General features: G+C 71.6%; 11 protein-coding genes. 6 read left to right on the plus strand and 5 right to left on the minus strand.

What is annotated here, in order from left to right:
• The first annotated feature begins 16 nt into the window (after positions 1–16).
• The gene (locus OG792_RS18395) at positions 17–1,267 is read left to right on the plus strand and encodes a hypothetical protein (RefSeq protein WP_329100478.1); all 1,251 of its coding nucleotides are present in this window, start codon (positions 17–19) and stop codon (positions 1,265–1,267) included.
• A 101-nt stretch (positions 1,268–1,368) separates the two neighbouring features.
• Here the strand turns inward: OG792_RS18395 and OG792_RS18400 are convergent, their stop codons facing one another.
• On the minus strand, positions 1,369–1,944 hold the full coding sequence (locus tag OG792_RS18400) for a LemA family protein (protein WP_329100480.1): 576 nt from the start codon (positions 1,942–1,944) through the stop codon (positions 1,369–1,371).
• A gap of 207 nt (positions 1,945–2,151) precedes the next feature.
• On the opposite strand from OG792_RS18400, the gene OG792_RS18405 reads away from it, so the two are divergent.
• The 3 genes from OG792_RS18405 to recQ all read left to right on the plus strand — a co-directional run bounded on the left by OG792_RS18405 (position 2,152) and on the right by recQ (position 7,335).
• Positions 2,152–3,702, plus strand: coding sequence for an alpha/beta hydrolase (locus OG792_RS18405; protein WP_329100482.1), 1,551 nt, complete (start codon positions 2,152–2,154; stop codon positions 3,700–3,702).
• Positions 3,703–3,819: 117 nt separating this feature from the next.
• Positions 3,820–5,469, plus strand: coding sequence for a RecQ family ATP-dependent DNA helicase (locus OG792_RS18410; protein ID WP_329100484.1), 1,650 nt, complete (start codon positions 3,820–3,822; stop codon positions 5,467–5,469).
• A gap of 9 nt (positions 5,470–5,478) precedes the next feature.
• Positions 5,479–7,335, plus strand: coding sequence for a DNA helicase RecQ (recQ, locus tag OG792_RS18415; protein WP_329100486.1), 1,857 nt, complete (start codon positions 5,479–5,481; stop codon positions 7,333–7,335).
• Between the two features lie 9 nt (positions 7,336–7,344).
• Here recQ and OG792_RS18420 read toward each other — a convergent pair whose 3' ends face one another.
• Positions 7,345–7,926 carry a histidine phosphatase family protein gene (locus OG792_RS18420; protein WP_329100487.1) on the minus strand — a complete coding sequence of 194 codons (582 nt, stop codon included), beginning with the start codon at positions 7,924–7,926 and terminating at the stop codon, positions 7,345–7,347.
• Between the two features lie 246 nt (positions 7,927–8,172).
• Between OG792_RS18420 and OG792_RS18425 the strand changes: the two genes are divergently transcribed.
• Both OG792_RS18425 and OG792_RS18430 read left to right on the plus strand, forming a co-directional pair.
• Positions 8,173–8,403, plus strand: coding sequence for a CbtB domain-containing protein (locus tag OG792_RS18425; RefSeq protein ID WP_329100488.1), 231 nt, complete (start codon positions 8,173–8,175; stop codon positions 8,401–8,403).
• A 17-nt stretch (positions 8,404–8,420) separates the two neighbouring features.
• The gene (locus OG792_RS18430; RefSeq protein WP_329100489.1) at positions 8,421–9,209 is read left to right on the plus strand and encodes a CbtA family protein; all 789 of its coding nucleotides are present in this window, start codon (positions 8,421–8,423) and stop codon (positions 9,207–9,209) included.
• A 99-nt stretch (positions 9,210–9,308) separates the two neighbouring features.
• Here OG792_RS18430 and OG792_RS18435 read toward each other — a convergent pair whose 3' ends face one another.
• From OG792_RS18435 to OG792_RS18445, 3 genes are all read right to left on the minus strand, one after another.
• Positions 9,309–9,614 carry a DUF6582 domain-containing protein gene (locus OG792_RS18435; RefSeq protein WP_329100490.1) on the minus strand — a complete coding sequence of 102 codons (306 nt, stop codon included), beginning with the start codon at positions 9,612–9,614 and terminating at the stop codon, positions 9,309–9,311.
• Between the two features lie 58 nt (positions 9,615–9,672).
• On the minus strand, positions 9,673–10,365 hold the full coding sequence (locus OG792_RS18440) for a fasciclin domain-containing protein (RefSeq protein ID WP_329100491.1): 693 nt from the start codon (positions 10,363–10,365) through the stop codon (positions 9,673–9,675).
• A gap of 103 nt (positions 10,366–10,468) precedes the next feature.
• Positions 10,469–12,616 (minus strand): M14 family zinc carboxypeptidase, encoded by a 2,148-nt coding sequence (locus OG792_RS18445; RefSeq protein WP_329100493.1) that lies wholly within the window; start codon positions 12,614–12,616, stop codon positions 10,469–10,471.
• Between the last annotated feature and the right edge of the window lie 95 nt (positions 12,617–12,711).

Raw genomic sequence — 12,711 nt, forward strand, 5'->3', positions numbered from 1 at the left:
AGGAGAACCGAACCCGATGTCAGCCATCACCTCACTGCTCGTCGCCTCGCTGCTCGCGGCACCCGTACCGGCGGACGTCGCCGCCGCCGAGGCGACCTGGTCGGCGGCCAACAGCGTCGCCACCGGTGACCAGGACACCCCGGCCATCGCGGCCAACCGCAACGGGCGGGTCGCGGTCGTCTGGGAGGACGACCGCGACGACACCGTCCCCGGGGACAACCTGCACTCGGAGATCTTCCTGCGGGTGTTCAACAACGGCACGGCCGTCTACGAGCTCAAGCTGTCCGCCGGTGGCACCAGCGGCACCGCCTGGAAGCACATCAACCCCGACGTGGGGCTCGACGACCGGGGCAACGCGGTAGTGGTCTGGTCCGACGACCCGGACGGCAACGGCTACTACAACGTGCCGTACCGGGTGGTGTCCCCGACCGGGACGGTGCTCGCCTCGGGCCGGGCCAACGCCAGCGCCGACGGCCAGCAGACCTGGCCGAGGGTCGCGGTCGACCCGGACGGCGTCGCCAACAACGCCGCCGCGGTGGCCTTCTCGGTGGTCTGGGAGGACACCCAGGGCACCAACCCGTCGACCATCCGGGCCGCCGGCTACACCAACATCACCACCAAGGCGTACGAGGTGACGGCCAGCCAGACCAGCGGCCAGCACCACCGGCCGGACGTGGCGGTGTCGGCGTCCGGCGAGGCGACAGTGGTCTGGGACGAGGACGGCGACGCCAACGGCTCCTACAACGTCGGCCTCACCCGGCTGGCCCGGACGAACGGGGCGGTCACGCTGTCCCGCCGGACCGCCAACGCGAACAGCGGCGGCCAGCAGGTGCGCCCCGCCGTGGCGGCGAACTTCAACGGTGACTTCACCGTCGCCTGGGAGTCCGACCACACCGGCACGAACGGGGTGTGGACGCGTTCGTTCACCGCCGCCGCGCTCGCCCGACACGGCGAGGTCGAGACCTCCGCCGGGGCGGGTGCGGCCGGGCCGACCGTCGGCATCGACGACCAGGCCAACGTGGTGGTCGGTTGGACGGTGCAGGGGACCGACCCGGACGTCCGGGTCCGCGGCCTCAACCCCGACGGTACGGACACCGGCCGGCTCGGCGCCCAGGTGCTCAGCCAGGCCACCGTCGGTCGTCAGGAGCAGATGGCGGTGACCAGTTCACCGTGGGGCGAGGTGGCGGTCTGCTACACCGACGACAACGACGGCAACACGTTCGACCAGATCCTGTGGGGTACCGGGGTGACGAACTCCAACTGGTGAACCCCGCTCGTGCTCGACACCGCCCCGGATCGGCCGGTCACCGGTCCGGGGCGGTGCCCTGTCCCACCGCCGGTGACTCCTCGTCGCCGGCCACGTCGCCGTCAGAAGCGGACGGGTACGTCGGCCCGCTCGTCGCCGCCGGCTTCGAGGTACGGCTGTACGTGGAAGCCGGCGAGCCTGGCGACGATGCCGGTCGGCAGCGACTCGACGGCCGTGTTCAGCGCCTGGACGGCGGTGTTGTGGAACTGCCGCGCGTACGCGATCTTGTCTTCGGTGGCGGCGAGTTCACGCTGCAACTCGGCGAAGTTCGCGCTCGCCCGCAACCGTGGATATGCCTCCGCCACCGCGTACAGCCGGCGCAGGGCCGAGGTGACCGCCTCCTCGGCGCCGGCCCTGCGCCGCGCGTCATCGGCCGCACCGAGCGCGGCGGCACGCGCGGCGGTCAGCGCGTCCAGGGTGGTCCACTCGTGCCCGGCGTACCCGCGCACCGTCTCCACCAGGTGTGGGATCAACGAGTGCCGGCGGTTCAGTACGACGTCGACCTGGGCCCACGAAAGCCGTACCTGTTCCCGTAACCGGACGAGCCGGTTGTAGGCGGAGACCGCGCGGACCACGAGGAACCCGGCCAGCAGCACCACGGCCGCTGTCACCACCACCAGCACCACGCCCGTATCCACTCGAACCCACCTCTTCGAGACGTCTGAGAGACGGCGGCCCGCCGGCAGCCGCACCCACCATGATCGGCAGGGCCGCAAGTGGCACGCGCCACGCCGCCGGGCATCCGAATGTGCATGTGGCGGTCGACGCGGCGCAACCTTCGACCCCGGTCGCGCGTGTGACCCCTGTCAGAAGATCGACGCCCCTCGCCCAGAGGATGGTTCCGGATGAGAAGAAGAAGAACGCGGCTGCTGGTCGCCTCGGTGCTGATCGCGGTGGCACCGGCACTGGTCGGCGCCGCACCCGCCGGGGCACAGCGGCCGCAGCCGACCACGACGCCCCAGATCGCCTGGTCGGACTGTGCCGACGGTTACCAGTGCGCGACCGTGGGCGCACCGCTGGACTACGACCAGCCGCGCGGGCGGCAGATCAGCCTATCGTTGATCAAGGATCCGGCAACCGATCCGGCGAACCGGATCGGCACCCTGTTCGTCAACTTCGGCGGCCCCGGTGCCTCCGGGGTGGAGCGGCTGCGGGCCCGTGGCCGCTGGGAGTGGTTGTTCTCGCCCGAGTTGCGGGCCCGGTTCGACCTGGTCTCGTGGGACACCCGGGGGGTGGGCCGCAGCACCGCCGTTCGGTGCTTCGACACGGTGGCGCAACAGCAGGAGTTCTTCGCCCCGATCCCGGCCTTCCCGGTCGGGGCCGCGCAGGAGAGGTCCTTCTACGCCGCCGCCGAGGATCTCGGCCGCCGCTGCCGCGACCGCAACGGTGACCTGCTCGACCACCTGTCCAGCGCGGACACGGCGCGGGACCTGGACCTGCTGCGCCGCGCGGTCGGCGACAGCAGCATGAACTACTTCGGGCTGTCGTACGGCACCTACGTCGGGGCGACCTACGCCAACCTGTTCCCCGACCGGGTACGCGCACTCGTGCTCGACGGCGCGCTGGACTTCGTCGGCAACGCCACCGGACACGGTCTGGACGGGCTCACCAAGCCGATCGACACCCGCCAGGACGTGCCCCGGGGCATCGCTGACACGTTCGACCAGTTCCTGCGCCGCTGCGCCGCCGCGGGGGCGGCGAAGTGCGCGTTCGCCGCCGGTGGTGACCCACGGGCGAAGTTCGCCGAGCTGACCGCGCGGGCCCGCCAGCAGCCGGTCGTGGTCGACGGCGAGAGCTGGACGTACACCGGCATCATCAGCACGGTCAACGACAACCTGCCCCGACCACTGTGGTGGGCGGATCTCGCCGTACAACTGCAACGGCTGTACGCCGCGCCGCAAGACAGCGCGGCGGGCGCCCGTACGGCCAGGTCGGAGCCGCGCGAGGAGTACCCGGGCAACAGCACCGAGGCGTTCTACGCCACCAACTGCGCGGACAGCGTCGTGCCCGGCAACAATGCGACGTACAGCCGGCTCGGGGTGAGCGAGGAGCGGCGGGTGCCGTACTTCGGTCCGATCGGGGTCTTCGACTACATGCCGTGCGCCAAGTGGCCGGCCCGCAACACCGACCGGCACCTGGGCCCGTGGAACCGGTGGACCGCCGCCCCGATCCTGGTGGTCAACAACCGGTACGACCCGTCGACCCCGTGGCACGGCGCCCGCGACGGCGCGGCCGAACTGGCCCGGGGTCACCTGTTCACCATCGAGGGCGCCGGGCACACCGGGATGTTCGTGCCCAGCGCCTGCGGTGAGCGGGTGAAGCGGGAGTACCTGTTCACCGGGGCGTTGCCCGGACCCGACGTGGTCTGTACGGCCGACGACGACCCGTTCGCGTAACCACCGGCACGATCGACGGTGACCGGCGGCCGGGCGGGAGGTTCCCCGCCCGGCCGCCGGGCCCGGCGAGACGCTCTCTGTTTCATGTTCGGTCGGCCTGGGTACCTCCGGCCTCCGATGAAGCTGCCCATGCACTCGACCCGCCTGCGCCGCGCGGCGCGGCACCATTTCGGCTGGCGCTCGCTGCGCCCCGGCCAACTCGCCGCGATGCGGGCGCTGATGAAACGACGCGACGCCCTGGTCGTGCTCTCCACCGGAGCCGGCAAGTCGGCGATCTACCAGGTGCCGGCGGCGCTGCTGTCCGGCCCGACGGTGGTGATCTCACCACTGCTCGCCCTGCAACAGGACCAGATCCGGGCGCTCAACGAGCGGGGCGACCCCCGGCTGCACGCGGTCCGGGTCAGCTCGGCCGAGACGCCCAACCAGCAGGCGGAGGCACTGCACGAGATCGAGGACGGCCGGGCCAGGTTCCTGTTCATCACCCCCGAGCAGCTCAGCAACCCGGAGGTGCTGGCCAAGGTACGCGCGCTGCGCCCGGCCCTGGTCGCGGTGGACGAGGCGCACTGCATCTCGGCCTGGGGGAACGACTTCCGTCCCGACTACCTGGCGCTCGGGCACCTGATCCGGGGACTGGGCCGACCGCCGGTGGTCGCGTTGACCGCCACCGCCTCGCCGCCCGTACGCGAGGACATCGTCGCCCGGCTCGGGCTGCGCGATCCGCGTACGGTGGTCGCCGGGCTGGACCGGCCCAACCTGTTCCTGGAGGTGGCGCACTGCCCCACCGAGGACTACCGGTGGCGGCGCCTGCTCGGCCTGCTCGACGGGGACCGGTGGCCGGGCATCGTCTACGTGCCGACCCGCCGCGCCGCCGAGGAACTCGCCGAGCGGCTGACCACCGCCGGATACGAGGCCGCCTTCTACCACGGTGGGATGCCGGCCGGTGCCCGTACCGAGCTGCACGAGCGGTTTCTGGCCGACGAGGTGCCGGTCATGGTGGCGACGTCGGCGTTCGGCATGGGCATCGACAAGCCCAACATCCGCTGGGTGGCGCACGTGGCCCTGCCCGACTCACCGGACAGCTACCTCCAGGAGATCGGCCGGGCCGGGCGGGACGGGGAGCCCGCGCACGCGCTGCTGCTGTGGCGGGCCGAGGACATCGGCCTGCAACGGTTCTTCACCGGCGGCACCCCGGACGCCGGGGAGCTGGCCGAACTCGCCGCCGCGCTGCGCGAGAGCCCGACCAGCCGGAGCGCGCTGCGGGAGCGGACCGGGCTGGGGGTACGCAAGCTCGGCCAGCTCCTCGCCCTGTTGGAACGGGTCGGTGCGGCCCGTACGACCGGGGCGAGCCAGCGGGTCGGCAGCCCCCGGTACGCACCGGAGCCGGCGGAGGCGGGCCGGGCGGCGGTGGCCGAGGCGGAACGGCAGCAGGCGGTGCAGAACAGCCGTACGGACATGATGCGGGCGTTCGCCGAGACCACCGGATGCCGGAGCCAGGCGCTGCTGGCCTACTTCGGCGAGCAGCTCGAAAAGACCTGCGGCCACTGCGACAGTTGCCACGCCGGCACCAGCACCGCCGCCGACGGGGCGAGCGGACCGTTCCCGGTGCACAGCACGGTCCGGCACGCCGAGTGGGGGCCGGGGCTGGTGATGAGCTACACGGACGACCGGATGACCGTCCTGTTCGAAAATGTCGGATACAAGACGCTTTCCGTACCCGTGGTGAGCGAGCAGGGGTTGCTCACCGCCGATGTCGGCGGCGACTCGTAGACTCCCCGGATGGCTTCCCCGACCGATGTGCGGACCACCGACGTACGGACCACGGAATCGTTGCAGGTGCTCCGGCGGGTCTTCGGCTACGACGCCTTCCGGGGCAACCAGCAGGAGATCATCGACCAGGTGGTCAACGGCGGCGACGCGCTCGTGCTGATGCCGACCGGCGGTGGCAAGTCACTCTGCTACCAGATCCCGGCCCTGGTCCGCGACGGTGTCGCGGTGGTGATCTCGCCGCTGATCGCGCTGATGCAGGACCAGGTCGACGCGCTGACCAACCTCGGCGTCCGGGCCGGGTTCATCAACTCCAGCCAGGATTTCGGTGCCCGTCGACGGGTCGAGTCGGCCTTCCTCGCCGGCCAACTCGACCTGCTCTACCTGGCGCCGGAGGCGCTCGGCTCGGGCGGCACCCTCGGCCTGCTGGAGCGGGGCACGATCGCGCTGTTCGCCATCGACGAGGCGCACTGCGTGGCGCAGTGGGGCCACGACTTCCGGCCCGACTACCTGGCGCTGTCGATGCTGCACGAGCGGTGGCCGGACGTACCCCGGATCGCGCTGACCGCGACCGCGACCCCGGCCACCCACGCCGAGATCGCGGCCCGGCTCAACCTGGTCGACGCCCGGCACTTCGTGGCGAGCTTCGACCGGCCGAACATCCAGTACCGGATAGTGGCCAAGCAGGAGCCGCGCAAGCAGCTGCTCGACCTGCTGCGCACCGAACACCCCGGCGACGCCGGCATCGTCTACTGCCTCTCCCGCGCCTCGGTGGACAAGACCGCCGACTTCCTGGTCGCCAACGGCATCGCCGCGCTCCCCTACCACGCCGGGCTGGACGCCTCGACCCGAGCCTCGAACCAGAAACGCTTCCTGCGCGAGGACGGCCTGGTCATGGTCGCCACGATCGCCTTCGGCATGGGCATCGACAAGCCCGACGTACGCTTCGTCGCCCACCTCGACCTGCCCAAGTCCGTCGAGGGCTACTACCAGGAGACCGGCCGCGCCGGCCGGGACGGCCTGCCGTCGACCGCCTGGCTCGCGTACGGGTTGCAGGACGTGGTGCAGCAGCGCAAGATGATCGACGGCTCCGAGGGCGACCTCGCCCACCGGCGGATGCTCGCCGGGCACCTCGACGCCATGCTCGCCCTCTGCGAGACGGTGGAGTGCCGGCGGGTGCGGGTGCTGGCGTACTTCGGCCAGGCCAGTGAGCCGTGCGGCAACTGCGACACCTGCCTGACCCCGCCGCAGTCGTGGGACGCCACCATCCCGGCCCAGAAGCTGCTCTCCACCGTGCTACGGCTGCACCGGGAGAAGAACCAGAAGTTCGGCGCCGGCCAGTCGATCGACATCCTGCTCGGCCGCAAGACGGAGAAGGTGGCCCAGCACGGCCACGACGCGTTGACCGTCTTCGGCATCGGCGCGGAGCTGCGCGAGGCCGAGTGGCGCGGGGTGGTCCGCGCCCTGCTGGCCCAGGGCCTGCTCGCGGTCGAGGGCGAGTACGGCACGCTGGTGCTCACCGAGGCCAGCGCGGAGGTGCTGGGTCGGCGACGTACGGTGATGATGCGCCGTGAGCCGGAACGGACCGCGACCACCTCGCGCGGCTCGAAGCCGCGCGGTGCCGGCGCCCCGGCCGCCGTCGAGCTGCCGCCGGCCGCCGCCGGACTGTTCGAACGGCTCCGGGCCTGGCGCGGCGCGACCGCCAAGGAACAGGGCGTGCCCGCGTACGTCATCTTCCACGACGCGACACTGCGCCAGATCGCCACCGAGGTCCCGAGCACCCTGGCCGACCTCGGTCGGGTCAGCGGCGTCGGGGAGAACAAGCTGGCGAAGTACGGCCAACAAATCCTCGACACCCTCGCCGAGTAGCCGCCGCAATCAGTCCCGAGCGGTGCCCAGCGGTTCCGCCGAGCTCCGCAACGTCCACCGGTCGCCGCCGCCGCGCAGCACCGTCCGGGTCAGCGGGGGAATGTCGATCCGCCAGAACGAGGCGGGTGTCGCCGCGATAGCGGTGACCAGGAGCGCGCGGATCACCATCGGGTGGGTGACGGCGACCACCGTACGGGTGGCCACGGGCAGGTCGCGCAGCCAGTCGCCGGTGCGGGCGAGCAGGTCGTGCAGGCTCTCCCCGCCGTGCGGGGCGGCGGCCGGGTCGGTCAGCCAGGCGGCCACCGCCTCCGGCTCGTCGGCGGCGACCCGGTCGAGCGTGAGCCCGGCCCACCGGCCCAGGTCACCGTCGCGGAGCCCGTCGTCGACGGTCGGGTCGAGGCCCAGCGCGACGGCGGTCTCGACACAGCGCCGGGCCGGTGCGCAGAGCACGGCATCGTGGCGGGGCAGGGTGCCCGCCGCCGTGCCGGCGTCGGCCCGGCCGTGTTCGTCCAGGGGTTCGTCGAGCGGAAACGCGGCCCGCCGGACCGCCGCCGTCGGCGCGTGCGAGACGAGAACCAGTCGGGTCGTCACCGTCGGGTCGACCTCCTAACGACGATCAAGGTCCCCACGTGCGACATCGCCCACCCGGGTACAGGTTGACACCCCGGCTCCACCGCCCGTAGCGTCCGGTCCACAGCGTGATGGTGGGAGGAAGCCGGTGGAATCCCGGCACGGTCGCGCCACTGTAACCGTTCTCCGCCGTGCGGCAGTCCGGAAGTCAGACCCTCCACCGTCACGGATACCACTAGGGGACGCGTGATCCCGAGGAGGTTTGCCATGGCAAACGTATCCGCACTGCCGACGACGCCGACCGCCGTGACCGTACCGGTACCGGCACCGATCCCGCTGCGCCAGATCCTGCCCTGGGCGATCTTCGGCGCGGTGCTGGCGGTCGTGCTGCTCTACTTCGTCGGTGCCGAACAGGGCGTGACCTCGCTGGTCTCCGGCGAGACGGTGCACGAGTTCGTCCACGATGGACGGCACCTGCTCGGTTTCCCCTGTCACTGAGCCGGCCGGACATCCAGGTGCTCTCCGCCCGCTCACTACTGATCCGTGGGATGCTGGTCGGCTTGGCCGCCGGTGTCGCCGCATACCTGTTCGCCACCCTGTTCGGTGAGGGTCCGGTCGGCCAGGCCATCGACTTCGAGTCCGCCGCCGGTGCCGCCGCCCACGCCGCGTCACACGGGGCGGCCGATGCCGCGCACACCGACGCGGCCGAACCCGAGCTGGTCAGCCGGACCGTGCAGAGCACGATCGGGCTGGCCACCGCCACCCTGGTGTACGGCGTGGCGCTGGGCGGCCTGTTCGCGCTCGCCTTCGCGGTCGCGTACGGCCGGATCGGTCGGTTCACGCCCCGGGCCACCGCCGCACTGGTCGGCCTCGCCGGCTTCGTGACGGTGGCGCTGGTGCCGTTCCTGAAGTACCCGGCGAACCCGCCGGCCACCGGTAACCCGGACACGCTCGGCCAACGGACCGGGCTGTACTTCCTCATGGTCGTCATCGGGGTGGCCGCCGGGCTGCTGGCCCTGTACCTCGGCCGCTGGCTGCACCCGCGCTACGGGGCCTGGAACGCGACCCTGCTGTCCGTCGGCGCGTACGCGGTGTTCATCACCGTCGTGCAGCTGTCGCTGCCGTCGATCAACGAGGTGCCCGACGGCTTCCCGGCCCTGGTGCTGTGGGAGTTCCGGTTGGCCTCGCTCGGCACCCAGTTCGTCACCTGGGCCACGCTCGGCCTGCTGTTCGGCGCCCTGACCGAACGTCGGGTCCGGGCCGGCGCGGTCAGGCGCGGGGTCGGCGCGACGGTACCGGTCTGAGCCGGAAGCGGTTGTTCCGCTCGGCGGGCGACAAGCCCGTCGAGCGGGACCGGCACGGCGGCCGTGGACGGCGGTCAACCCCGGCGGCCGTGAACACGGTCAGCCCCGGCTGTGGGCCGGGTTCGGGGTGTGCGGCAACTTGCCGAGCTGGCGCCAGTCGGTCTCGACCAGGTCGACCCCGTAGTGCTTCGCGGCGGCCCGGATGTTCTCGAACGCCTGCTCCCGCTCCTCGTCGGTGACCCCCTGAACCTGGTCGAACCGGGCGATCGCGTTGCGGGTGTGGCCGGCGTCGACCAGCGGCTCCTTGCGCTTGCCGGGAAAGGCAAAGACCGATTCCGGCAGCTCCCGCTTCGTCTTGCTGGACAGGGTGCCGTGCTCCTCGTGCGGCTTCCAGGTGGTTTTCATGCCCTCCCCCTACCCGCGGGGAGCGGAACTACACCGACCGGAGCCAACGAACCCCTGGTCAGCCCCGGTGGCCCCGGCCGCCGACGTCCGTGGGCAGCTTGCCGAGGACCTTGTTGACGATGTGGATCCGGGCGTTGCCGGCCCGGTAGTCGGTGCAGAGCGTGTCCGCCTGTCCGGCCACCCGGGCCATCGTCCCGGACGCGGTGACCTCGACCGAGGTCCCGTCCAGGGTGGTCACCGTGCCGGCGTCGAGCAGGTCGGACAGCGTACGCGATCCGTCGACGAGGTGGGCCCTGAGCAGCGCCCGCAGGTCGTCCCTGCGCTCCAGGAACAGGGCGTCGAGGGTGTCCTCGTTGAACTTGGCCAGGAACGCGTCGTCGGTCGGGGCGAAGATGGTCAGGCCGCTCATGCCGCGCAGTTCCGAGGCCAGTCCCGACGCCCGCAGCGCCGACTCGAAGGTGGTGAGCACGGGAATCCACTGCAACGCCACGTCGACCGGCTCACCGACCAGCGCGGCCGGGTTGCCCGGATCGGTGCCGGCGGGCAGTACGTCGCACAGCGGGCCGGTGACCGTGACCGCCGTGGCGCCGCCGCTCGCCGGATCCCGGTCGCCGGTGCCGGCGTCGGCGCTCGTACAGCCGGTGGCGGCGAGCGCCAGCAGCAGGACGACTCCGGCGGCCCGCAACGCGCCGACCGGGGGCTTACCACCGGTACGCCGGGCGGTGCGGGTGTGAATCACTGGCTCGGACACGCTGCTCTCCTGCCTCTGGGCCGGGCGTGCCGGCGGGTCGGGCGTGGGACCCGACCCGCCGACACGGGTTCACCGGTGTATCAGTGTGCCGCCGGGAGCCGGGTCACAGCCCCGTGCACTGGCCCGACCGCGGACCCTGCACCGTGTTCGCGATGTTCAGGTTGATCGGCGCCGGGCTGTTGCCGGCACAGCTCACCGGACCGTTCACCGTGTTACCGGCCAGCAGCGGTACGTCGACGCCGGTACGGTTGACCGACAGGTCGACCGGGCCGGACACCTTGACGTTGACCACTGCCACCGCACCGCTGGTGCCCGAAATGGAGACCGGGCCGCGCACGGTGCTGTCGGTCAGGAACACCCCGGCCGCACCGGCGGCGCTGACCGGGCCGTTGATGGTGGTCCCGGTGGCGACGAGGGTCGCGCCGGGCCGGACCGTGACCGGACCGTTGACCGTGCCGTTGTCGAGGCAGGTGAAGCCGGAGACGACCAGGGGCCCGTTGTACCGGCCCGAGCCGGTCGGGTAGACCCGCTCGCCGCCGACGAACTCCTCGGTGCCCTGCGCGTCGAGCAGCAGCGGGATCAGACCCCGCTCCGGCTGGTTCAGCGGTACGAAGTATGCGTCACCGCTCTTGACCACCTTCCAGCCGTGCGCCCGGATCCGCTGGGCGACGGTGGTGCCGACGCCGCCGGGGCCGTCGGTACGGGCACCGTTGTACTGCTCCTCGGTGAGCTTGTACGCACACGGCGCGTTGTCCAGGATCTGGTCCGGACCGGGCGCGTCGGCGGGCGGCGGGCTCTCCCCCGGGTGCGGTGCCGGGTGCGCCGGGATCAGGTGCGATCCCCGGAACACGATCCGGCTGCTGTTCGAGGTCTGGAACTTGATCGCCTCGGTCCGGGCCTGCTTGATCGCCGGCAGGTTGGCCCGGTGGTAGTCGAGGAACTGGTTGAACGTCCACATCGCCGAGAACGACTTGCGCCGCCGGTTGTTCGCCGTGTTGCCCTCGTCGGGCCGGGTGGCGCCACCGGAGCTGCGCAGTTCGAGCAGCGAGTTGACCACGTTCTTCAGGCCCAGGGTGTTGCGCAGGATGGTTTCCTCGCCCAGGCCCACGCTGCCGCCGTTGGCGCACCCGTACGGGCACGGCCACCAGCCGTCCTGCGCGCCCTGCTCGTACATGTGGCCCTCGATCATGTGCTGCGACTCGTTGAAGATCGAGGTCGCCACGTTCTGGTGCCGTGGCGGCAGCATCGGCAGGTCACCGGCGCTGGAGTTGCCGAACTCGTGCCCGTCGTAGCTCGCGACCGGCCGGTACTCGCGCAGCATCTGCACGAACGCGAAGGTCTCCGGCTGGCGGATCAGCGAGTAGTCGCGGTTGAGGTCCTGGCCGGTGGAGTTGCCCCGGGTGTTGGCCGCCCGGCCGTCGCCGTTGATCGTGGGGACGATCAGGACGGTGGTGTGCGACAGCAGGTCGATCGTCCGGGCGTCGGTGCCGAAGGCCAGCTGACGCGCCATGATCAGGCACGCCTCGCGGTCGCCCGGCTCGCCGCCGTGCACGTTGCAGTTGATCGACAGGGGCGAGGTCGCCGCCACGGCGGCGGCGGTGGCCGGCGGGGTGGGGTAGCCGATGACGAACATGTTGATCGGTCGGCCGAGTACGGTACGCCCGATCTCGACCACCCGCACCCGCTCGCTCAGCTCGTCCACGGCAGCGGTGTACGCGTACTCGTTGACGTCGCTGGTGTACTGGGCGGCCTTGGTGGTCTCCCACTGCGTACGCAGGTTCTGGCCCGGTACGGCCGGGTCTCCCCAGGGCGCGGTGGTGGTGCCGGAGACCGGCAGCGAGTACGGCTGCTCGGCGGTGCCGATCCGGGCCCGGACCCGCCACGAGAACCGGTCACCGGGGTTGAAGCCGGCGTCGGCGAACGTCGGCTTCTCGTTGTTGATCTGACGGTTGGGGCGCCAGACGCCGACCACCGTGGCCGGGCCGGTGGCGGTGTCGGCGGCGTCCACCAGGGTGCGTTCGATCTGGTAGTCGGTCGCACCGTCGACCGGGGTCCAGGTCAGCGTCGCGAACCCGTCGGCCTGGCTGACGGCGAGACCCTGTACCTGGTTCGGTTCCGCCGCCTGCTGGGCGAGGGCGGTGAGCCGGGTCGAGTTCGGGCTGCCCAGCGCGGCGCTCGGAGCGGTGACCGTGCCGAGGGTGGCGACGAGCAGTCCGGACAGGACCGCTACCGTTGGTCGTCTGTACCGCATAGAACCTCCAGGGTGTTGAAGGCGCAGTTGATCAGGGACATCAGTGCTGGCCATCATGATCGACTCCACTGGACGAAGCAAGATCTTGAGCAATT

The organism is Micromonospora sp. NBC_01699, assembly GCF_036250065.1.
GTDB lineage: Bacteria > Actinomycetota > Actinomycetes > Mycobacteriales > Micromonosporaceae > Micromonospora_G.

What these genes read in the sequence shown, in the direction of transcription:
- OG792_RS18395 (WP_329100478.1), top strand. Translation starts at nt 17, where the DNA reads ATGTCAGCCATCACCTCACTGCTCGTCGCCTCGCTGCTCGCGGCACCC.
- OG792_RS18405 (WP_329100482.1), top strand. Translation starts at nt 2,152, where the DNA reads ATGAGAAGAAGAAGAACGCGGCTGCTGGTCGCCTCGGTGCTGATCGCG.
- OG792_RS18410 (WP_329100484.1), top strand. Translation starts at nt 3,820, where the DNA reads ATGAAGCTGCCCATGCACTCGACCCGCCTGCGCCGCGCGGCGCGGCAC.
- recQ (WP_329100486.1), top strand. Translation starts at nt 5,479, where the DNA reads ATGGCTTCCCCGACCGATGTGCGGACCACCGACGTACGGACCACGGAA.
- OG792_RS18425 (WP_329100488.1), top strand. Translation starts at nt 8,173, where the DNA reads ATGGCAAACGTATCCGCACTGCCGACGACGCCGACCGCCGTGACCGTA.
- OG792_RS18435 (WP_329100490.1), bottom strand. Translation starts at nt 9,614, where the DNA reads ATGAAAACCACCTGGAAGCCGCACGAGGAGCACGGCACCCTGTCCAGC.
- OG792_RS18445 (WP_329100493.1), bottom strand. Translation starts at nt 12,616, where the DNA reads ATGCGGTACAGACGACCAACGGTAGCGGTCCTGTCCGGACTGCTCGTC.